Source organism: Halorubrum persicum (genome assembly GCF_002727125.1).
Lineage (GTDB): Archaea > Halobacteriota > Halobacteria > Halobacteriales > Haloferacaceae > Halorubrum > Halorubrum persicum.
Window position 1 is genome coordinate 36,900 of the sequence record NZ_NHOA01000031.1, and the last position, 19,414, is coordinate 56,313.

The 19,414-nt window shown below is 70.7% G+C and carries 20 protein-coding genes and 1 pseudogene; 7 read left to right on the forward strand and 14 right to left on the reverse strand.

The annotated features are described in order from the left end of the window. Positions 1-60: 60 nt before the first annotated feature. From DJ69_RS04920 to DJ69_RS04935, 4 genes are all read right to left on the reverse strand, one after another. Complete coding sequence (locus DJ69_RS04920) at positions 61-315, reverse strand: glutathione S-transferase N-terminal domain-containing protein (protein ID WP_099254574.1); 255 nt, start codon at positions 313-315, stop codon at positions 61-63. Between the two features lie 188 nt (positions 316-503). Then, positions 504-1,883, reverse strand: coding sequence for an NCS2 family permease (locus DJ69_RS04925; RefSeq protein WP_099254575.1), 1,380 nt, complete (start codon positions 1,881-1,883; stop codon positions 504-506). A gap of 126 nt (positions 1,884-2,009) precedes the next feature. Continuing rightward, positions 2,010-2,723 (reverse strand): phosphoribosyltransferase family protein, encoded by a 714-nt coding sequence (locus tag DJ69_RS04930; RefSeq protein WP_099254576.1) that lies wholly within the window; start codon positions 2,721-2,723, stop codon positions 2,010-2,012. Between the two features lie 107 nt (positions 2,724-2,830). Next, positions 2,831-3,286: a DUF7529 family protein gene (locus DJ69_RS04935; protein ID WP_099254577.1), complete on the reverse strand. Its 456-nt coding sequence runs from the start codon at positions 3,284-3,286 to the stop codon at positions 2,831-2,833. A 153-nt stretch (positions 3,287-3,439) separates the two neighbouring features. Between DJ69_RS04935 and DJ69_RS04940 the strand changes: the two genes are divergently transcribed. The 5 genes from DJ69_RS04940 (at position 3,440) to DJ69_RS04960 (ending at position 9,833) form a co-directional block, all read left to right on the forward strand. Next, positions 3,440-5,098: an ABC transporter substrate-binding protein gene (locus tag DJ69_RS04940; RefSeq protein ID WP_099254578.1), complete on the forward strand. Its 1,659-nt coding sequence runs from the start codon at positions 3,440-3,442 to the stop codon at positions 5,096-5,098. 6 nt (positions 5,099-5,104) lie between these two features. Further along, the gene (locus DJ69_RS04945; RefSeq protein ID WP_099254579.1) at positions 5,105-6,124 is read left to right on the forward strand and encodes an ABC transporter permease; all 1,020 of its coding nucleotides are present in this window, start codon (positions 5,105-5,107) and stop codon (positions 6,122-6,124) included. Positions 6,125-6,263: 139 nt separating this feature from the next. Next, entirely contained in the window at positions 6,264-7,283 is a 1,020-nt protein-coding gene (locus DJ69_RS04950; protein ID WP_099254580.1) for an ABC transporter permease, read from the forward strand. Beyond that, the gene (locus tag DJ69_RS04955; RefSeq protein WP_099254581.1) at positions 7,280-8,509 is read left to right on the forward strand and encodes an ABC transporter ATP-binding protein; all 1,230 of its coding nucleotides are present in this window, start codon (positions 7,280-7,282) and stop codon (positions 8,507-8,509) included. Before DJ69_RS04950 ends, DJ69_RS04955 begins: the two co-directional genes overlap by 4 nt. Further along, positions 8,502-9,833 carry an oligopeptide/dipeptide ABC transporter ATP-binding protein gene (locus DJ69_RS04960; RefSeq protein WP_099254582.1) on the forward strand — a complete coding sequence of 444 codons (1,332 nt, stop codon included), beginning with the start codon at positions 8,502-8,504 and terminating at the stop codon, positions 9,831-9,833. Before DJ69_RS04955 ends, DJ69_RS04960 begins: the two co-directional genes overlap by 8 nt. A gap of 121 nt (positions 9,834-9,954) precedes the next feature. Here the strand turns inward: DJ69_RS04960 and DJ69_RS04965 are convergent, their stop codons facing one another. Continuing rightward, on the reverse strand, positions 9,955-10,797 hold the full coding sequence (locus DJ69_RS04965) for a polyprenyl synthetase family protein (protein WP_099254583.1): 843 nt from the start codon (positions 10,795-10,797) through the stop codon (positions 9,955-9,957). A gap of 58 nt (positions 10,798-10,855) precedes the next feature. After that, a complete protein-coding gene (gene npdG, locus DJ69_RS04970) occupies positions 10,856-11,524 on the reverse strand; it encodes an NADPH-dependent F420 reductase (protein WP_099254584.1) in 669 nt (222 codons plus the stop codon). 101 nt (positions 11,525-11,625) lie between these two features. Here npdG and DJ69_RS04975 point away from each other — a divergent pair, with 101 nt between their 5' ends. Beyond that, positions 11,626-11,931, forward strand: coding sequence for a MazG-like family protein (locus DJ69_RS04975; RefSeq protein WP_099254585.1), 306 nt, complete (start codon positions 11,626-11,628; stop codon positions 11,929-11,931). Between the two features lie 71 nt (positions 11,932-12,002). Continuing rightward, positions 12,003-12,173 carry a hypothetical protein gene (locus tag DJ69_RS18245; protein ID WP_180271726.1) on the forward strand — a complete coding sequence of 57 codons (171 nt, stop codon included), beginning with the start codon at positions 12,003-12,005 and terminating at the stop codon, positions 12,171-12,173. On the opposite strand, the gene DJ69_RS04980 is transcribed toward DJ69_RS18245, so the two are convergent. From DJ69_RS04980 to DJ69_RS05015, 8 genes and pseudogenes are all read right to left on the reverse strand, one after another. Beyond that, a complete protein-coding gene (locus DJ69_RS04980; protein ID WP_245851515.1) occupies positions 12,158-13,903 on the reverse strand; it encodes a globin-coupled sensor protein in 1,746 nt (581 codons plus the stop codon). The two genes, DJ69_RS18245 and DJ69_RS04980, sit on opposite strands and share 16 nt — an antisense overlap. A 137-nt stretch (positions 13,904-14,040) precedes the next feature. Beyond that, positions 14,041-14,223 (reverse strand): hypothetical protein, encoded by a 183-nt coding sequence (locus tag DJ69_RS04985; protein WP_099254586.1) that lies wholly within the window; start codon positions 14,221-14,223, stop codon positions 14,041-14,043. A 55-nt stretch (positions 14,224-14,278) separates the two neighbouring features. Continuing rightward, a complete protein-coding gene (locus DJ69_RS04990; protein WP_099254587.1) occupies positions 14,279-15,826 on the reverse strand; it encodes a cobyric acid synthase in 1,548 nt (515 codons plus the stop codon). 25 nt (positions 15,827-15,851) lie between these two features. Continuing rightward, positions 15,852-16,598 (reverse strand): cob(I)yrinic acid a,c-diamide adenosyltransferase, encoded by a 747-nt coding sequence (locus DJ69_RS04995; RefSeq protein WP_099254588.1) that lies wholly within the window; start codon positions 16,596-16,598, stop codon positions 15,852-15,854. Further along, positions 16,595-17,338 (reverse strand): adenosylcobinamide amidohydrolase, encoded by a 744-nt coding sequence (locus tag DJ69_RS05000; RefSeq protein ID WP_099254593.1) that lies wholly within the window; start codon positions 17,336-17,338, stop codon positions 16,595-16,597. Before DJ69_RS05000 ends, DJ69_RS04995 begins: the two co-directional genes overlap by 4 nt. Continuing rightward, positions 17,331-18,389: an aminotransferase class I/II-fold pyridoxal phosphate-dependent enzyme gene (locus DJ69_RS05005; protein WP_099254589.1), complete on the reverse strand. Its 1,059-nt coding sequence runs from the start codon at positions 18,387-18,389 to the stop codon at positions 17,331-17,333. The genes DJ69_RS05000 and DJ69_RS05005 overlap by 8 nt, the downstream gene beginning before the upstream one ends. Continuing rightward, on the reverse strand, positions 18,386-19,069 hold the full coding sequence (locus DJ69_RS05010) for an NTP transferase domain-containing protein (protein ID WP_099254590.1): 684 nt from the start codon (positions 19,067-19,069) through the stop codon (positions 18,386-18,388). The genes DJ69_RS05005 and DJ69_RS05010 overlap by 4 nt, the downstream gene beginning before the upstream one ends. Then, positions 19,069-19,414 (reverse strand): annotated as a pseudogene (locus tag DJ69_RS05015) (adenosylcobinamide-GDP ribazoletransferase); the annotation flags it as partial. The pseudogene DJ69_RS05015 and the gene DJ69_RS05010, both read right to left, overlap by 1 nt.

Consider the following 19,414-nt stretch of genomic DNA (forward strand, 5'->3'; position numbering starts at 1 on the left):
TCGCGATCGGGCGGCGGGACCGACGGTGCGCGGTCGGAATCGGTTCCGGGCGACCCGCGACTAGCTCGCGTCGCCGTACGTCTCGTCGAGGTACTCGACGATGTCGTCGCTCTCGGACATCCCCTCGATCCCGTTGGCCTCGTCGACGAGGACGGGAACGCCGGTCTGTCCGCTGATCTCCTCCACCTCGGTGCGCTCGCCGTGCGAGCGCGGCACCAACACCGACTCGTACTCCAGCCCGAGTTCGGAGAGTTTGGTCTTCACTTTCGTGCAGTACGGGCAGCCTTCCAGTTCGTAGAGCGTCAGATCCGTCATCGGTTCCCCATACGGTACAGACCCGTAAAGAAGTACGGTGGGCGGTGCACGCCGCGCGCACGGGCGGTGAGAGAGACGGGAAAGCGGGCGGTTGGAAGCAGACGATTGGAAGCGGGCGATCGGATACGAGTGATTCGGGGCGACCGGACGCAAACGCCGGACCCGGATCGGACGGACGACGCCCGGTCTCAGAGGATGATGCCGCGCGTCTGCAGCACGTAGTAGACCACGAGCAGCGCCGCGATGACGTACTGGCCGAGCGCGACCTCGTCGTACTCGCCGACCGCGACCTTGATCAGCGGGTAGGCGACGATGCCGGCAGCGAGTCCGTCGGCGATCGAGTAGGCGAACGGCATCACGGTGACCGTGAGACCCGCGGAGACCGCCCACGCGGGGTCGTCCCAGTCGACCTCGACGAGCCCCCGAAGCATCATGATCCCGACGACGATCAGCGCGATGAAGGAGGCGTACTCGGGGATCGCGGCGACGACGGGGATCACGGCGAGCGACGCGAGGAAGAGCGCGGCGACGACCAGCGCGGTGAGCCCGGTGCGACCGCCCTCCTCGACGCCCGCGGACGACTCGATGAACGTCGTCACCGTCGAGGTGCCGACCATCGCGCCGAAGGTGGTCCCGACCGCGTCGGCCATCAGCGGCCTGTCCATGTCGGGCAGGTCGCCGTCCTCATCGAGGAAGTCGCCGAACTGTGAGATGCCGATGAGCGTCCCCGCGGTATCGAAGAAGTCGACGAAGAAGAACGTGAACACGACCAGCACGAACGTGAGCGGGTCGATGTCGGCCAGCCCGTCGACGAACGCGCCCGCGAGCGGCGTGATGTCGTACTGCGCCGACGGCAGCGTCTCCGGCGTGACCGTCCCGCGGGCGAAGACGCCGCCGAGGGTGAGCGCCCAGCCGGCGATCGCGGTCGTCGCGATGCCGATGACGATGGCGCCCGTGATGTCGCGCGCCCACAGCACGAACGTCAACACCAGCCCCATGATCCCGAGGATCGCCCACGGGTTCGCGAAGACGCCGCCGAGCGTGACCAGCGTCGTGTCGTCCGGCACGACGATCTGGAGCTCCTGAAGCCCGATGAAAAGCAGGAACAGCCCGATGCCCGCGCCGACCGAGCGCTTCACCGGCTCCGGGAACAGCCGGATGACGTACTCGCGCGCGCCAACCAGGGTCAGGAGTATGAACAGGACTCCCTCGACGAAGACGGCGGCCAGCGCGGTCTGCCACGGGACGCCGAGCCCATCCACAACCGTGTACGCGAAGAAGGCGTTGAGGCCGAGCCCGGGCGCGAGCCCGAACGGCCGGTTCGCGTACAGTGCCATCACCGCCGTCGCCACCGCCGCCGAGAGGACGGTCGCGATGGCGATCATCTGGACCACCTCGAAGAAGTCGTACCCGGGTATCTGGATCGCGTCGGCCAAGATGAACGGGTTCACGGCGATGATATACGACATCGCGAGGAACGTCGTGAGTCCGGCGACCAGTTCGGTGCGGACGTCTGACCCGTGCGCCTCCACGTCGAACCGCGCGGCCAGCGTGTCTGAAAGCCCCATTGAACGGGTGGAGATTCCCCCGGATCGGGTGATAAGGCTTGCTGAACGCCGCGCTCAGTAATACATGAATACGGATCGAAATGGGGTGATTTCCTGTCTATCTCCGAATAGTATGCGCGAACGTGGCTACTCGAACGTCGTCAGCGCGCCGACCGGCGCGTCGGTGATCGCTCGCGCGCGGTCCATCCCCTCGTCGCCGACCGCGATGAGCGCGAACACGCCGGTGACGTCGGCGTCGCCTTGGAGCGCGATGTCGAGGAGGAGTTCTTGAGTCTCGCCCGAGCGGATCAGGTCGTCGACGACCAGCACCGTGTCGCCGGCGTCGATCGCGCTCGCGGGGAGGTAGTAGGTGAGTTCGATGCCCGAGGCCAGCCGCTGGCGCGACTCGATGAACTCCTCGACGGCGGTCTCCTTCGACTTCTTGGCGTACGCGAGCCGGGCGTCGAAGAAGGAGGCCATCGCCGCCCCGAGCGTGATCCCGTCCGTGGCCGCGGTGAGCACCACGTCCGGCGACTCGAACTCGAACGTCTCCGCGGCGACCGGCGCCACCAGGTCGAGGAACGACTGGTCGAAGACGACGCCGGAGTTGTCGACGTACCCCTCGTCGTCGAACTCGACGCGGGCGAGGAGCTCGTCGGCGAGCGCCTCGCGGCCGACCGCCTCGACGACCTCGCTCGCGCGGTCCGTGCCGGGGAGGACGTGACCGTTGACGTACCTGTTCAGGTCGCCCGCGGGCAGCCCGGTGACCTCGGACAGCTCCTCGTAGGTTCGCGTCTCCTTCAGCATCCGCAACACGGCGACCGCCTGCAGCTGGAGGGCCGCCTTCTCAGCTCGGTTCATGTAGATGATCGTGATCGCACAAGTATGAATACGTCGAAGTCCACGGACGGAGGGATCGCCACGAACGTGGGTCTCGGTGCGACCGGCTCGCTCCGCGACGGACGGCGCTACTCCGCCGGGTCGCGGAAGAAGAGGGCAGGGTCGTCGACGGCGAACTCGACCCGGTCGCGGTCGTCGAGCGGGCGGAGTCGGAGCGTCAGCTGCCCCGCGTCGGCCGCGGCCGCTTCGAGCGCGTCCTCGTCCGAGTCGAGGACGTACGTCGGGAGGCAAACGGCGATCTCCGCCGTCGCGTCCTCCGCGACAACCAGCCGGTAGCTGACCGTCTCGCCCGCCGCCGCGTACACGCGGACCGATCCGATCGCCGCCTCGGAGAGCAGCTCGTTGACCTCGTCGAACTCCGATCCCGGCAACAACACGTGGAGCCGCGCCTCGTCGGCGATCGGGTTCACGTCGCCGGGGTGGAGCGCGAGCGCCTCCCACCCGCGGTCGCGGTACTCCGCCGCGGTCGCCTCGGTGTCGTCGAACACGCGCTGCCACCGCTCGCCGAGGTCGGCTCTGCTCATAGGGAGGGAGCGACGCCGCTGGAAATTAAACCTTCCCGCCTCGGCGCGCGGGTCGATCGGCACGCGAATCGACCGAATGCGCGGCGCTGACACCGGCGATAACCGTGCTACGTGACCACAGATCTTATATCCCCCGATAGTATTGAACTGCCTATGTCACGCGACGACTCGGACGTGAACCGTCGGACGTATCTCACGTACGTCGGAGGCACTGCGGCCGCCGTCGGACTCGCCGGCTGTTCGGGCGACGGCGGCGACGGTTCTGACGGGGGCGACGGGAGCGACGGCGGCGACGGCGGCGACGGTTCTGACGGGGGCGACGGTTCCGACGGCGAGGACGGGGAACAGCTCCCGGAGCCGGAGACCCGCGAGGAGCACCTCCAGCGCGCGAACCTCCGGCTCAACCAGCGCGCGCCGTGGGTCTTCCTCAACCGCCAGTACAGCGTGTACGGCATCGCGAGCCGGCTCGACTGGACCGCCCGCCGCGACGAGCGGATCGAGGCGCAGGCCATCTCGGTGACCGAGGGCGAGCCGTCGGTCACGATCACCCAGTCGTCGATGGACTCGGGGCTCGACCCCCACGACCACCGCGAGACGCCGACCGACAACATCGTCGTGCAGGCTCACGACGGTGTGCTCGGCCGCAACGCCGACGGCGACATCATCGAGGGGCTCGCGACCGACTACGAGCGGCTCGAAGAGGGCCGGGTCCGGTTCGAGATCCGCGACGGCGTCACCTTCCACAACGGCGACGAGCTCCAGCCGTCGGACATCGCCTACAGCGTCAACCGGGTCGTCGACTCCGAGGTCGGGATCGAGAGCCCGCAGAGCGACCAGCTCGCCGGCGTCACGGGCGCCGAGGTCGTCGACGGCGGCGTCGAGGTGACCTCAGACGGGGTCAACCCGATCGTGTTCTCGCTGTTCGCCTCGTACTGTAAGGTCGTCCAGCAGGACTGGATCGAGTCGCGCGACTCCTCGGAGATCAACTCCGACATGAACGGGACGGGCCCGTTCCAGGTCGTCGAGTACGAACAGGACGTGGAGATCGTCTACGAGCCCTACGAGGACTACTGGGGCGACGCGCCGGAGATCGAGGAGCTGACGATCCGCGCGGCCAGCGAGTCGAGCACGCGCGTCTCGCAGCTGCTCGCCGGCGAGACGGACCTCATCGTCAACGTGCCGCCCCAAGAGGTGAGCCGCGTCCGCGACGAGGACACCACGGAGGTCACGGCGGTGCCGAGCACCCGCGTCATCTTCAACGCGATGCGGTACGACGTGGAGCCCTTCTCCAGCCCGGAGTTCCGGCAGGCGATGAACTACGCCATCGATCTCAACAGCATCATCGAGAGCATCCTGCAGGGGTTCGCCGACCCGACCGGCCAACCCACCCTCGAGGGGTTCGTCGGCGACAACCAAGACGTCGAGCCGTACCCGCAGGACGTCGAGCAGGCCGAACAGCTCGTCGAGGACTCCGGCCACGCCGGCGCCGAGATCACGCTCGAGACGCCCGTGGGCCGGTACCTCCGCGACGTGGAGATCGCGCAGGCCGTCGCCAGCCAGATCAACGAGCTCTCCAACGTCTCCTGTGAGGTCGAGCAGCGCGACTTCGCCTCGCTCGCGGGCGAGGTGACGAGCGGTAACATCGAGGATATGCCGCACTTCTACCTCCTCGGCTGGGGGAACACCACCTTCGACGCCAGCCAGACGATCATCCCGCTGCTCACCTCCGACGGAGCGCTCTCCAGCTACCGGGAAGACGAGGAGGTCGACGAGCTGATGGCCGACTCCCAAAACCTCCCGGGCGGAAACTAAGGCCCGATGGCGCTGGGACGGTTCCTCCTGAAACGCGGGATCCAAGGCGTGCTGGTCGTGTGGGGGGTCGTGACCGCGGTGTTCCTGCTGCGGTTCATCACCCCGGGCAACCCGGTGACGTTCGTCGCGCCGCTGGACGCGGGCCAAGAGCTTCGCGCCCAGATAGCCGCGGAGTTAGGTCTCGATCAGCCGCTGTACGTCCAGTACGCCGACTACATCGTCGGGCTGCTGCAGGGAGATATGGGCTACTCGTACCTCCGCGGGACGGAGGCGAGCACGATCGTGCTCGCCCGCGTGCCGGCGACGGTCGAGCTGGCGGTCGCGGCGACCGTCGTCGCGATCGTGATCGCGATCCCGCTGGGCGTCATCAGCGCGACGCGGCGGCGCGAGCCCGCCGACTACGGGGCGACCCTGTTCTCGCTGGTCGGGATCTCGACGCCGAACTTCTGGCTCGGGATCATGCTCATCCTGGTGTTGTCGGTGCAGTTCGACCTGTTCCCGACGAGCCGGCGGCCGATCGGCCTCTTCGAGACGGTCACGTTCCTCGTCACGGTCGACAACGGGATCGCCGCCCCGATGAACGTCGGCGCGTTCCTCGCCGGGCTGCGGACGTGGCTGTGGCACATCGCGCTCCCGGCCGTGACGCTCGGGACGTACTTCACCGCGCTCGTCACCCGGCTCACGCGGAGCGGGATGATCGAGGAGCTCGGACAGCCGTACGTGCGCGCGGCGCGGGCGAAGGGGCTTCCGGAGTCGCTGATCCAGTACAAGCACGCGCTCCAGAACACCCTCATCCCGATCGTCACCGTGTTGGGACTCCAGTTGGGGACCCTGATCGGCGGCGCCGTGATCACGGAGGCCGTGTTCTCGTGGCCCGGGCTCGGCACGCTCGTCATCGACTCGATCAACGTGCGCGACTGGCCGCTGATCCAGGGGTCGCTGATCGTGATCGGGACCGGGTTCGTGCTGATCAACATCTTCGTCGACGCGCTGTACGCGTACCTCAATCCGCGGGTGGTCCACTGATGATGAACCGAAACTGCTCCGCTCGCTCACGTGGTGTCGAGTGTCGTCCGATCGGCGTCGGGTGCCGGCCGATCGAGGTCGCACGCGGGGAGTCCCCCCGACGTGAGCCCCCGACGATCGCTCCCGAGGTGAGCGTCCGATGATCTCGCCCCGGACGCTCCGGAACCTCCGGAGCGAGCTCTCCCGGAGCCTCCTCGCGAAGCTCGGGATCGCGATCCTCGCGGTCATCCTGTTTATCGCGCTGTTCGCTCCGCTCCTGGCGCCCCACGACCCGACGGAGCAGGACCTCGACAACACGAACATCCCGCCGCTCGGCTTCACGGCGACGGAGAACCAGACGACCTCGGAGATGGTCGACGGCGAGGTGAAGATCGTCGAGAAGCAAGTCGTCGTCAACACCACGGCCGAGCACCCGCTCGGGACCGATTCGCTCGGCCGGGACGTGCTCTCGCGGACGATGTTCGGCGCGCGCACGTCGCTGCTGGTCGGCCTGTTCGGGACCGCGATCGCCGTCGTGCTCGGCGTCACCGTCGGGATCACGGCCGGCTACTACGGCGGCCGGATCGACGACGCGCTGATGCGCTTCGCCGACGTGATGTTGGCGTTCCCGTCGCTCGTGTTGGCGATCGCGCTCATCGGGCTGTGGGGACAGGCCTCGCTCCGTCTCCCCGACCCGCTGGTCGCGTCCGGAATCGCCTCCCAGACGATGCCCGAGAGCATCGTGTTACCGGGGACCGTGATCGCCGTCGTCGCGCTCGTGAACTGGGTGTGGTTCGCCCGCGTCGCGCGGGGGGAGGCGCTCTCCGTGCGCGACCAGGAGTACGTGAAGGCGGCGCGATCGATGGGCGGAAGCGACCTCCACGTCATACTCAAACACGTGCTCCCGAACAGCCTGACGCCGATCCTCGTGCTCGCGACGATCCAGATCGCCGCGATCATCCTGCTCGAGTCCTCGCTGTCGTTCCTCGGCTTCTCCGGGGCACAGCTCTCGTGGGGCTTCGACATCGCGCAGGGGCGGCAGTACCTCTCGTCGTCGTGGTGGATCGCGACCGTCCCCGGGTTGGCCATCGTCGCCGCCGTCGTCGGCATCAACCTGATCGGTGACTGGCTGCGCGACGCCCTCGATCCGGGGATCGAGGGACAGGGGGGTGCGTCGTGACCGACCTGCTGCGCGTCCGCGACCTCTCGACGCGCTTCTTCACCGAGGAGGGACAGATCAACGCGGTCGAGGGCGTCTCCTTTACCGTCGAGGCCGGCTCCGTCCTCGGCGTCGTCGGCGAGTCCGGCAGCGGGAAGTCCGTCACCGGGCTCTCGCTCATCGATCTGGTCGAGTCGCCGGGAGAGATAACGAGCGGGGAGATCTGGTACAACAACGCCGACCTCGCGGAGCGGGTCGAGAGCGACCGGCCGGAGGCGGTCGACGGCGACTTCGTCGATCTCCGCCGGCTCTCCGAAGCGGAGCGTCGGTCGCTCCGTGGCTCCGCGTTCAGCATGATCTTCCAGGACCCGATGAGCAGCTTCAACCCCTCGATCACCGTCGGCGAGCAGATCGCCGAGGCGGCCGAGGTGCAGCGCCGCGCGAGCGCGAACCCGCGCTCGACCCGGTCGCGGACGCAGGGGTACGGGCTGGGTCGGATGCTCCTCGACGGCGTCCTCCCCGACCGCTCGTACACCTCCGAGGAGAGCTGGGACCGCGCGGTGGAGCTGCTCGAGCGCGTCGGCATCCCGGACCCGGCCGAGCGCGCCGAGGAGTACCCCCACCAGTTCTCCGGGGGGATGTTACAGCGCGCGATGATCGCGCAGGCGCTCGCCGGCGATCCGGATCTGCTCGTGGCCGACGAGCCGACGACCGCGCTGGACGTGACGATCCAGGCGCAGATCCTGGACCTGCTCGCCGACCTCCAGGAGACTATGGAGATGAGCGTCGTGCTCATCACCCACAACTTGGGCGTCATCGCCCGGGTCGCCGACCGGGTGAGCGTCATGTACGCCGGCGAGGTGGTCGAGCGCGGCACCCTCGACGACGTGTTCGACGACCCGGTCCACCCGTACACGAAGGGGTTGCTGGGCTCGGTCCCGGACATCGACCGCCCCGGCGAGCGGCTCGAACCCATCGCCGGCAACGTGCCGGACCTCGTCGACGCGAACATGCCGGACCGCTGCTACTTCGCCGACCGCTGTCCGAAAGCCATGACCGACTGTCTCACGCGACCGCCGGAGTACGAGGTGAGCGGCAACCACCGCGCCCGCTGCGTGCTCGCCGAGCGCGAGTACAGCGAGGCCGACGCGGTTTCCGACGCGAGGCTCTCGGGGCCGACCGACGGCGGCGCAGGTGCCGCCTCGGACGGGTCGAGCGCGCCAGACGGGGAGGTGAGCGATGACTGACCCGCTGGTCCGCGTCGACGGCCTCGAGAAGTACTACTACGAGAACGACACGCTGCTGGACCGGCTGACCGGCGCGGAGCCGGAGGCCGTGCGGGCGGTCGACGGCGTCTCCTTCGAGGTCCGCGAGGGCGAGACGCTCGGCGTCGTCGGCGAGTCCGGCTGCGGGAAGTCGACGCTCGCGGAGACGCTGATGCGGCTCCGCGAGCCCACGGGGGGTTCCGTGACGTTCGACGGCGACCCGGTGTACGATCTCTCGGGCGACGACCTCGACGCGTTCAGGCGGCGGGCGCAGGTGATGTTCCAAGATCCGTTCTCCAGTCTGGACCCCCGGATGACCGCCGGCGAAATCATCACGGAGCCGCTCGCGATTCACGACGTGGGGACGGTCGCCGAGCGGCGCGAGCGCGCCGAGACCCTCCTGGAGGAGGTCGGCCTCTCCGCCGATCAGATCGATCGGTACCCCCACGAGTTCTCCGGCGGACAGCGCCAGCGCATCGGGTTCGCCCGCGCGCTCGCCATCGATCCGGAGTTCATCGTCCTCGACGAGCCGGTGTCGGCGCTCGACGTGAGCGTCCAGGCGCAGGTGTTGAACCTGCTCGCCGACATGCAGGCGGAGCGCGACCTGACGTACCTGTTCATCGCGCACGACCTGTCGGTGGTGCGGCACATCAGCGACCGCGTCGCCGTGATGTACCTCGGCGAGGTCGTCGAGATCGGTCCCACCGAGGAGATCTTCGAGAGCCCGCAACATCCGTACACGAAGGCGCTGTTGGAGTCCGTGCCGCGGGCGGACACCGACGAGCGGGACCGCGTCGTCGAGACGATCCGCGGCGACGTACCCTCGCCGCGGAACCCGCCGTCGGGATGTTCGTTCCGAACGCGGTGCCCGGAGCTGATTCAGCCGCCGGGACTGGACGTGCCGCAGGCGACGTTCCGCGAGATCAGCGACTTCAGGACCCGTATCGAGAACGGCGACATCGACGTGGACCTGCGGTGGGAGCAGGTCGGCGACGCGAACCGCGAAGACCGGGCGGCGTTCGTCGACTCGCTCCGCGAGGAGGCGTTCGACGAACCGCTGCCCGACGCCGACGAGGAGACGGTCCGTGAGGCGATCCGCGCGCTCGCCGACGGGGACCGCGAGACCGCCGCCGCGACGCTTCGGGAGCGGTACCGGTCGCCCTGCGAGGCGGTCGAACCCGCGCTCCCCGCGGGAGACCACCCCGACGCGTGCCTGCTGAACGAACAGCCGGACGACGTGGAAGCGGCCCGCGAGGAGTGGGAAGCGGAGCACGACGCGTCGGGAGTCGGGACGCCGTCGCAGTAGCGTCTCGCGTGTTTTTCGGTAGTCGAGCGAGAGGAGAGAGTAGCGAAAGGAGAGAGTAGTGAGAGGAGAGATCGGGGAGGAGGGTTGGACGAGGGCGGTGAGAACCCCGGAGCCGCTTCGTCTATCGCTCGCGGACGACGACGAACTCCGCGAGGTCCCGGAGGTACTCGATCGCCTCCGTCTCCGGGGGATCCGCGTCGTCGAGCGCGGCCAGCGCGAGGTCTGACTGCTCGCGGGCGCGCTCGTCGATCTCCTCGGGCGACAGCGACGTGACCTGCAGGACCGAGGGGCGGTCCATCTCCGCGTCCTGCCCGGTCGGCTTGCCGAGGTCGTCGGCGTCGGCGGTCGCGTCGAGCACGTCGTCGCGCATCTGGAAGGCGACGCCGACGCGCTCCGCGTACTCGCCGAACGAGTCGACCGCGTCGGGGTCGGCGCCGCCGGCGATCGCGCCCAGCTCGGCGGCCGCGCGGAACAGCGCGCCGGTCTTGCGGCGAGCCAGCTGCATATACTCGGCCTCGGTGGTCGGGCGGTCGGCGAGTTCGGTGGCCTCGCCCTCGCCGAGTTCGACGAGCGCCTCGGCGACGGTCCGCATCGCTCGGGGCTCGGCGGAGAAGAGCGCGAACGCCTCCCCGAGGAGCCCGTCGCTGGCGATGATCGCCGGGCCGTAGCCGTACTCGGCCCACGCCGACGGCGTGCCGCGACGCACCTCGGAGCGGTCGATGATATCGTCGATCACGAGCGACGCGTTGTGAACGAACTCGATCCCGGCCGCGAAGTCGACGGCCGCGTCGGGGTCGCCGTCGAACGCCTCGCAGGCGAGGATCGTCACTGCGGGGCGGACCCGCTTGCCGCCGGCGAGGACGACGTGGCCGACCTCAGCGGACAGCTCGTCGGGTTCGACCTCGTCGATGACGGCCTCCAGCCGGTCTTCGACCAGCGCGACCCGGCGCTCCAGGTACTCCATCTATTGCACGGTGGGGCCGGTCGCGCAAAGGCCTAACGGAACGGCGCCCGGCCTCCGCTTACGTGAACTGGATACCGAGGTCGTGGAGCCCGTCGTTGTGCTGTGCGACGTTGATGAGAAGCGGCGTGAGCGCCTCGATCTCGGGCGCGTTAGCGATGCCGCCGGCGTCGAGCGCGCGGAGCCCCTCGATCCCCTCCGCGATGTCCGTGACCGTCCGCTTGGCGTCCTCGTCGTCGCCGATCACGAGCGTGTCGATCCCGAGGTCGGCGTCGAGGTTCGCGAGCCGGTCGGCCGCGAGGTTGTGGAACGCGCCCACGACGTCGACGCCGTCGGGCGCGGCGTCCGCCGCGATCCGCGTCACCGACCCCGCGCCGGGCTTGTGGTAGTGGAACCCCTCGTCGTCGCGTTTCATCCCCGTCGCCGGCGAGACGAGGACGTCGCCGTCGTCCAGCTCGTCCGCGATCGCCTCGACCGTGTCGCCCACGTGGTACGGCGGCACGGCGAGGACCACGACCGTGGCCGCGGCGGCGGCCGTCGCGTTCTCGGCGCCCTCGACCGAGGCGTCGAGACCGCGGCTCTCCAGCTCCGTGGTGTACTCCTCGGCCTTGTTCTCCGCATTCTCCGCCTCTCGCGAACCGATCGAGACGCGGTGCGGCGTGTCGGCGGCCAGCCGGAGGGCCAACCCCTCGCCGATGTCGCCGGTGCCGCCGAGTATCGCGATCTTCATGGGATCAGTGGGACCGCTCGCGTCTTAGGGGTTGCGCGACCGGCCGTCCTCGCCGCGGTTCGGACCGAGAGACTCATTTGGGCTCTCGCAGACGCACCCGTATGGAGGAGCAAGACCGCGTGGCCGCGTTCGTCGCCGAGCACGGGCTGGAGACCGACCTCGCGTACCGGGTCCTCGACCTGGAGAGCGAGGTCGGGGAGATCGCGAAGGAGGTGACGACCTCGACCGACTACGGGAGCGACCCCGACGCCGCCGCGGTCGCGCCCGACGAGGTCGGCGACGCGCTGTTCGCGCTGCTCGCGCTCGCGGAGGCCACAGGGATCGACGCCGACGAGGCGCTCGCGGCGTCGCTGTCGAAGTACGAGGCCCGGATCGACGCGTCTGGCGACGCCGGGTCGGGGCGATAGCGGCCGCGCGTCCGACCGCCGACCTCCCGAAGTAGGCGTCGGTTCAAGTGGGCCGGCCGCGTACCGGACACATGACAGACGCTCCGTCGCTCGCGCTGCGCTACGTCGTCTGCGACGCCTGCGGGACGGTGTTCGCGCTGCCCGACGACCCCGCGGAGCCCGACGCCTGCGCCCGGTGTGGCGCCCGCCCGCTCCGAGAGCTCCGCGGCGTTCGGGGACCGGACGCCTACTTCGCGCCGTGACCCAGTCCGAGATCCGCGGGGTCCATTTCCCCGTCGGCGACCGCCCGCAGTTCCTCGTCGGAGAGCCGGTCGATCACGAAGTCGGGTATCCCGTCAGGAAGTCCCGCCGGAACCGATCGGTCGCCGGCAGACCCCCTCTTGACCGCCCCGCCGTCGGTGCGAGACGCTCGAGCCGACCCGGCGTCGTCTCGGTCGCTCTCGGCCAACCGGCGCACGGTCTGCTCGACCGTTTCGACCGCCTCGGACTGTCGCTCGCTTTCGGCCGCTAGGTCCTGCATCTCGTCGGAGATCCGGTTCGACTGCCGGACCACCTCGTCGACCGTGGCGGCGATCTCCTCGGCCGCGGCGGCCTGCTCGTCCGTCACGTCGGAGACCTCGTCGATCCCGCTCGCCGTCTCCGTCACCGCCTCGGCGATCGAGGTGAGGCTCTCCGTCGCGTCGCCGACGCGCTCGCTCCCTTCCTCCACCCGCTCGGTCGTCTCCGCGAGGCTCTCGGCGGTGTCCTCGGTGTCCGTCCGGATCCCCTCGACCATCGATTCGATGTCGCTCGCGTGCTGCTGTGACTCTTCGGCGAGCGATTTGATCTCGTCGGCGACGACGCCGAACCCGGCGCCGGCCTCGCCAGCCCGCGCCGCCTCGATCGAGGCGTTCAGCGCGAGCAGGTTCGTCTGGTCGGCGATCCCGTTGATCGCGTCGACGAACTCGTCGATCTCCTCGACGCGGCGTTGAAGCGACGCGACGTCGTCGGCCACCTCCTCGACCGCGGCGCCGATGTCGTCCATGGCCGCCGCGGCGTCGTCGGCCGCCGCGCGCCCGTCGTCGGCCATCGCCTCCGCCCGGCTGCTCGTGCGCTCGACCTCGTCGGCGGTCGACGCCACCTCCTCGACGGTCGCCGAGAGGTTCGACAGTTCCGAGGAGATCTCGGCGACGCGCTGAGACTGGTCCTCGGACGCGTCACCCACTTCGGCGGCGCTGTCGGCCACGTCCGCCGCCGACTCCCGGAGGTCGCTGAGCGGCTCGCTGACCTCGGCTTCCACCTCGGCCATCAGACGCTCGTTCCGCTCGACCTCGTCGGAGAGCTTCTCGCTGTACGAGTGGATGTACGTGTCCGTGACGACCTGCATGTCGAGGTTGACGATCCGGAGGACGGAGAGGAGATCTTCGACGGCGTCGTCGACCTCCTCCTCGATGGCCGCCTCGGTCTCGGCGGCGACCGCCTCGCCGGCTCCGGCGTCGGCCAGCCGGTCTGTGAGCGAGTCGACGAGCCGATCGCCGATGAGCGGGAGGATGAGGTCGTAGTACACGGCGTACTGACCGATGTAGTGTTTCATCGGCATCTCGAGCAGGTCGTGGATTTTCCCGATCCGCGCCCGGTCAGCGAAGTACTCCGGGCCGTAGTCGCCCTGCGCGAGCGTCACGAGATACGCCGACTGGGTCCGCTTGAGCTGGTCGATCCCCTTGTCGGACCGACCGATCACGTCGGTGGTCTGTTCGTGGGCGGTGAGGTTCTCGTAGAAGTCCGCCGCGATCTGGTCGGCGTTCTCCGCGAACGCGTCCTCGTACTGGCGCAGCCGCCGCTCGTCGGCCTCGTCGAAGCCGACGAACTCCTTTCGCCACGCGATCTCGTCGGCGTCGAGCCCGATCTCCTCGACGAGCTCGGCAACGTCGAGTCTGTCGTTCAAGCCGCCCTGCCCGAAGTCGTCCCGACCGTACTCTCTCGGGATAGCCATGCTGGGCCCTCCCCTGTCCCGTTATATAAGACATAACATCCGCGTCTCACGGGTGATACTGGTCCGGGCGACGCGGACCCGAAACTGCGCGGCGTCGGTTCGAGACCTCGTGGAGGGGAATCGCCGTGGAGTCCGCGTTACGCCGTTTCTCGGCGGTCCAGCGCCCCGTTGATCGCCAGCGGCACGATGACGCCGCCGCCGAGGAACAGCGCGATCGGGAGCCACTCCGGGTACGTCGTATCGAGCGATTCGATCGCCAAGGCGAGGGCGACGGTGAGGAGGATGCAGGCACCGATGACGGCGTTCTCGCGGGAGACCATGCGCGGCTCGTCGGTCGCCACCGTCAAATCGGTTGCGGCCGCCCGACCGGCGCGCTCAGGCGACATCGCCGAGCCCGAGCGCGCTCAGGTCGACGTTGTCGGCGACGAGGTCCGCGGCGCGGTCGTAGGGGGACCGTCCGCCGTCCGCGCCGCCGGTCGGCTGGGGGCGGTCCGTCGGCCGCGAAGCGTCGGCCGCCGCGAAGACGGTCGACACGAACGCCTCGCGGACCCCCCCGTTCTCGAAGAGGCCGTGGAGGTAGGTTCCGAGCGCGCGATCGGTCGCCGCGCTCTCCGGACCGAGCGGCCGCGCGACCGGCTCGGTCGGCGACGACCGACCCATGTGGATCTCGTAGCCGGTCGCGGTCCCCGACGCGCCGGCGAGGGGACCGACCCCGTCGACGGTTCGGCTCACGCGCTCCACGCGCTTCTCCGGCGAGAAGCGGGTCTCGACGGGGAGCACGCCGACGCCCTCGACGGTCGACGCCGAGCCGGTGCCCTCGATGTCGGCGCCCGTGATCCGCTCGCCGAGGATCTGGTAGCCGCCGCAGAGGCCGACGATCGGGCCCTCGAACTCGCGGAGCGCCTCGTCGACTCCCGCGTCGCGGAGCGCGAGGAGGTCGTCGACCGTGTTCTTCGAGCCGGGGAGGACGACCGCGTCCGCGCCGTCGAGCGGAGCGTCGCCGGAGCCGTCGAGCGGGACGTACGCGACCCGAACGCCGGGCTCGCGAGCGAGCGGTTCCAGGTCGGTGAAGTTCGAGATGCGCGGGAGCCGCGGGACCGCGATCCGGACCGCCGCCTCCTCGGGAACCGCGTCGTCCGCGCCGAGAACGCCCCGATCGCCGGCGGCCGTCTCGTCCGGCAGCGAGAGACTGTCCTCCGCCGGGAGCCCCGGGTCGTCGTGCGGCACGACGCCGAGGATCGGGACGCCCGTCCGCTCCTCGATCTCCGCGATGCCGGGCGCCAAGAGGGACGGGTCGCCGCGGAACTTGGTGATGACCGCGCCGGCGACGCGCTCGCGCACGTCGTCGGGGAGGAGTTCGAGGGTACCGTAGAGGCTCGCGAAGGCGCCGCCGCGCTCGATGTCGACCGCGATCAGGACCGCGGCGTCGGCGAAGCGGGCGCACTCGACGTTCGCGAGGTCCCGATCGTGGAGGTTGATCTCGGCGATGCTCCCCGCCCCCTCGGCGACGATCACGTCGTGGTCGGCCGCGAGGCGGCGGTGCGCCGCGACGGCGGCCTCGCGGGCGCCCTCCCAGTGCGACTCGTAGTACTCGCCGGCCGCGGCGTCGCCGACCGCCTCGCCGTCGATCACCAGTTGGCTCTCGCCGTCGCCGCGCGGCTTGAGCAGCACGGGGTTCATGTCGGTCGACGGCGGGACGCGCGCGGCCCGGGCCTGCACGTACTGAGAGACGCCGATCTCGCCCCACTCGCCCTCGGGCGTGAGCGCGACCCGGGCGTTGTTGCTCATGTTCTGGGCCTTGAACGGGGCGACGGCGGCCCCGTTCCGAGAGAGGTGGCGGCAGAGCCCGGCCGCAAGCGTGCTCTTGCCGGCGTGGCTCGCCGTGCCGGCGACCAGTATCGTGTCGGTGTCGGGGGCGGTCACGTGCGACTCCGAGGGGTCACGCGACTCAGTACTCCGTTCCCCGCCGGGCGCGGTGGCCCGCGTCGAAGGGGTGGGCCTCCTTCCGGACGTTGGTGATCAGGTCGGCGACTCCCTCCAGATACGCCGGCTCGGCGTGGCTCCCGGTGAGGACGAGCTCGAGGCCCTCGGGCTTCGACGCCGCGAGCGCGACGATCTCCTCGGGGTCGACGAGCCCGCGGTCGGCGGCGTACAACACCTCGTCCAAGATGAGCATGTGGACGCCGTCGTCGGGGTCGCCGTCGAGCGGGAGCGCGTCGGTCAGGTCCGCGTTGGCGGCGCCCGCGACGAGCGTCTCGGCGCGCTCGAACGCCGCGCTCGCCTTCGCCTCGTGCTCGTCGTCCGCGGAGCCGTCGAGGAGCCCGTGCCAGCCGTAGTGGCCGGCGTTCTCGTAGGAGAACCCCGGCATCGCGGCGATCGCGTTGTACTCGCCCCTGACGCCCTCGACGCTGTCGGCGCCGCCCTTCATGAACTGGAGCATGTGGACGCGGTAGCCGTGGCCCGCGGCCCGGAACCCCATCCCCATCGCCGCCGTCGTCTTCCCCTTGCCGTCGCCCCACCAGGCCTGCACGAGCCCGAACTCCGCGGGGGCGCTCGGCTCGATCGGCTGCGGTTCGGGGGCCGTACCGCCGCCGGGAGTCCGCGCGGCGGCGGGATCGTCGCTCTCGGTAGGCGCTCCGTCCGTCGATTCGTCGTCGCTGTCGCCGTCGTCGCGAGTGGTGTCGTCGTGTGTCATGGTTCGAAAACCGTCGCCCGGTCGTCGCCGACGACGCCGTGTTCGGCGTCGGCCGGCGGGCCGGGGTAGTCGCCGTCCGGATACCGCGACCGCAGGCTCGCGCGGACCGCGTCCCGGACGCAGACGCGGGCCGCCGACCCGACCGGAGTGGCACTGCCCGAGAACGCCGCCGGCTCCCCGGTCGGGTCGTCGCCGACGACGACGGCGTCGCTCGTCGTCCCCGGCACGCCGGCCGTCGCGAGCAGCGTCGCCGCCTTCGCCTCGGCCGCGACCGCGACGAGGTTCGCCGCCGCGCCGTCCGCGAGCCGACGGGTCGTCCCGACGATCAGGTTGACCGTGCCGGGGCGCCGCGACGGCTCACCGATCGGCGTCGCGGCGTCGCGCTCGGTGCTCCCAGCGTCGGCGTCGGCTGCCGCTCGCTCCGGCTCCATCGGCAGCGTCGCGGGGTTCGACAGCCCGGCGGTCGCGTACGCGATCACCGGTCCGAGGCGCGCACCGCGCGCGTGCGACAGCGAGACGCCGGTGAACAGGGCCGGCGGGACGGTCCCGGTCTCGAACCCCGCCCGCGCCAGTCGCTCGTCGCGGTACGCGCCGAGGTCCGTCCGGTCGAACCCCTCCGGGACCGAGGCGTTGTAGGCGGCGTCGCCGCGCGATCGTCCCCCGTTCCAGCCGGTCGAGAGCCAGCGCGTCTCGGGCCGGCGAACGCGGAGCACGCCCTCGCGCACGGTCGCGTCAAACATCGTCGCCCCCCGATCCTCCACCGCCGGTCAGGTCGTCGCCCACGCCCAGCGCCGCGAGCAGGCGGTCGTTCTCGGCGGGCCGGCGCACCGCGACCCGGACGTGCGAGTCGAGTCCGCGGAAGGAGGTCGCGTCGCGGACCGCGACGCCGCGGTCGCGGGCCCCCTCGACGACCGCCTCGACCGATCGGCCGTCGGCTCCGACGTCGAGCAGCAGGAACGGCGCCTCGGAGGGAGTCACGTCGTACCGCTCCTCGAGCGCCGCCGCCATCCGCGCCCGCTCCGAGCGGACGCGCTCGCGGGTGGCAGATATGAACGCGTCTCGCCGCATGCAGTGCGTGCCGGTCGCGAGCGCCGGGACGCTCACGTTCCACGGGCGGCGGGCGCTCGCGAGCGCCGCGCCGAACTCGCCCGTCGCGACCGCGAACCCCGCCCGGATCCCGGGCAGGCCGAACAGCTTCGTGAGCGACCGGGCGACGACGACGCCCGCGGTCCCAGCGATCGAGGGGCGGTCGGTGAACCCGCGGAACGCCTCGTCGACGAGCAGGGGCGTGTCGGCCGCGCGGCACCGCGCGGCGAACCGCTCCAGTTCCGCGCGCTCGTAGTCGGTCCCGGTGGGGTTGTTCGGGGCGCAGACCACCGCGAGCGCGTGATCGGTCGGATCGGCGTCGAGGACCGCGTCGGCGGCGACGAAGACGGGTTCGCCGCCCTCCAGGCGCACCTCGCGGGCGTACTCGCCGAAGCTCGGCGCCGGGAGCAGGGTGGTGTCGCCCGCGTCGACCGCGAGCGCGATCGCGGCCCGGATGGCGGCGAGCCCGCCGGGCGTCGGCACGACCGCTTCCGGGTCGCACCCGACGTACTCGGCCGCGGCCTCGCGGTACGCCGCCGGCGGGTCCGCGGGGTACGACCGCGCGGCCGCGAACGCCTCGCGGTACGCGGTCTCGACGCCCGGCGGGACCTCGGGGTTGGTGTTCGCGGAGAAGTCCAGCAGGTCGGGGTCGTCGCTGCTGCCGTGCGGTTCGCAGTCGAGTCCGAGCGCGGTGTCGAGGTTCATTGGTCCGTGTGGTGGTCGACCGAACCGTCGACCGGTGGTTGCGTCACGTCGTGCTTCAGCAGTCGCTCCGCGGTCCGCGCGTCCGACGGGTAGTTGACGTTGACGGCGATCCGGACGTCGTCGGTGAGGTGGACCGCGCCGCCGTCGCCGTCAGCGTCGTTCGCGTCACCGTCAGCGTCGTTCGCCTCGCGGTCACCCGTCCCGACGACGTTGATCCCGGCGGGGACGACCTCGCGACCGTCGATCGCCGTCGTCGCGTCCGCGCTGACGCCCAGCTCGCGCTTCCGGGCCGCCGGCACGCAGACGGTGAGCGAGTCGCCGTCGGCGGCGCGGGCCGCGTCGATGACCGCGTTCACCGCCGCGCCGTCCAACAGCGGAAGGTCGGCGGCGACGGTCAGGAGCGGGTCGCCCCCCGCGTCGACCGCGTCCATCGCGTACTGCAGATCGGCGACGTAGCCGTTTCCGGGGGCGTCGACGACCGACGGCGACGGGGAGTCGGTCGCCCGCTCGGCGAGGTGGGCTCGCGTCCGCGTCGCGTGCGGGGAGACGACCGCGTGAGTCGCCGCGATCCGGCTCTCGGCGAGCGCGTCGACCACCCGATCGACCATCGGCCGCCCCGCGATCGCCCGGAGCGGCTTCTCCGTCTCGTCGCCGAGGCGGCTGCCGCGGCCGCCGCACATCAGAAGCGCGTCCACGCGATCACCCCCGCGTGCAGCGCGGCGACCCGCGCGAGTTCGGTGGTGGCGCCGAGCACGTCGCCGGAGACGCCCCCGAGCCGTCGGCGAGCCCACCGCGCGACGAGCGCCGCCGTCGCCAGCGCGGCGAGGACGGCNNGGGCGCAGCCAGCGCGAGGACGGGGATGATCGCCCGAGGCGACGACTCGCCGGTCAGCGCGGAGCCGAGCCCCTCGTGGGGCGCGTCGCCCACGCAGACCAGCGTCGCGGTCGCCGCCTTCGCGCCGACTTCCGCGGCGACGACGAGTCCGACCACGGCGAGCGGACTGCCTCCAGCTCCCGCGCCTATCG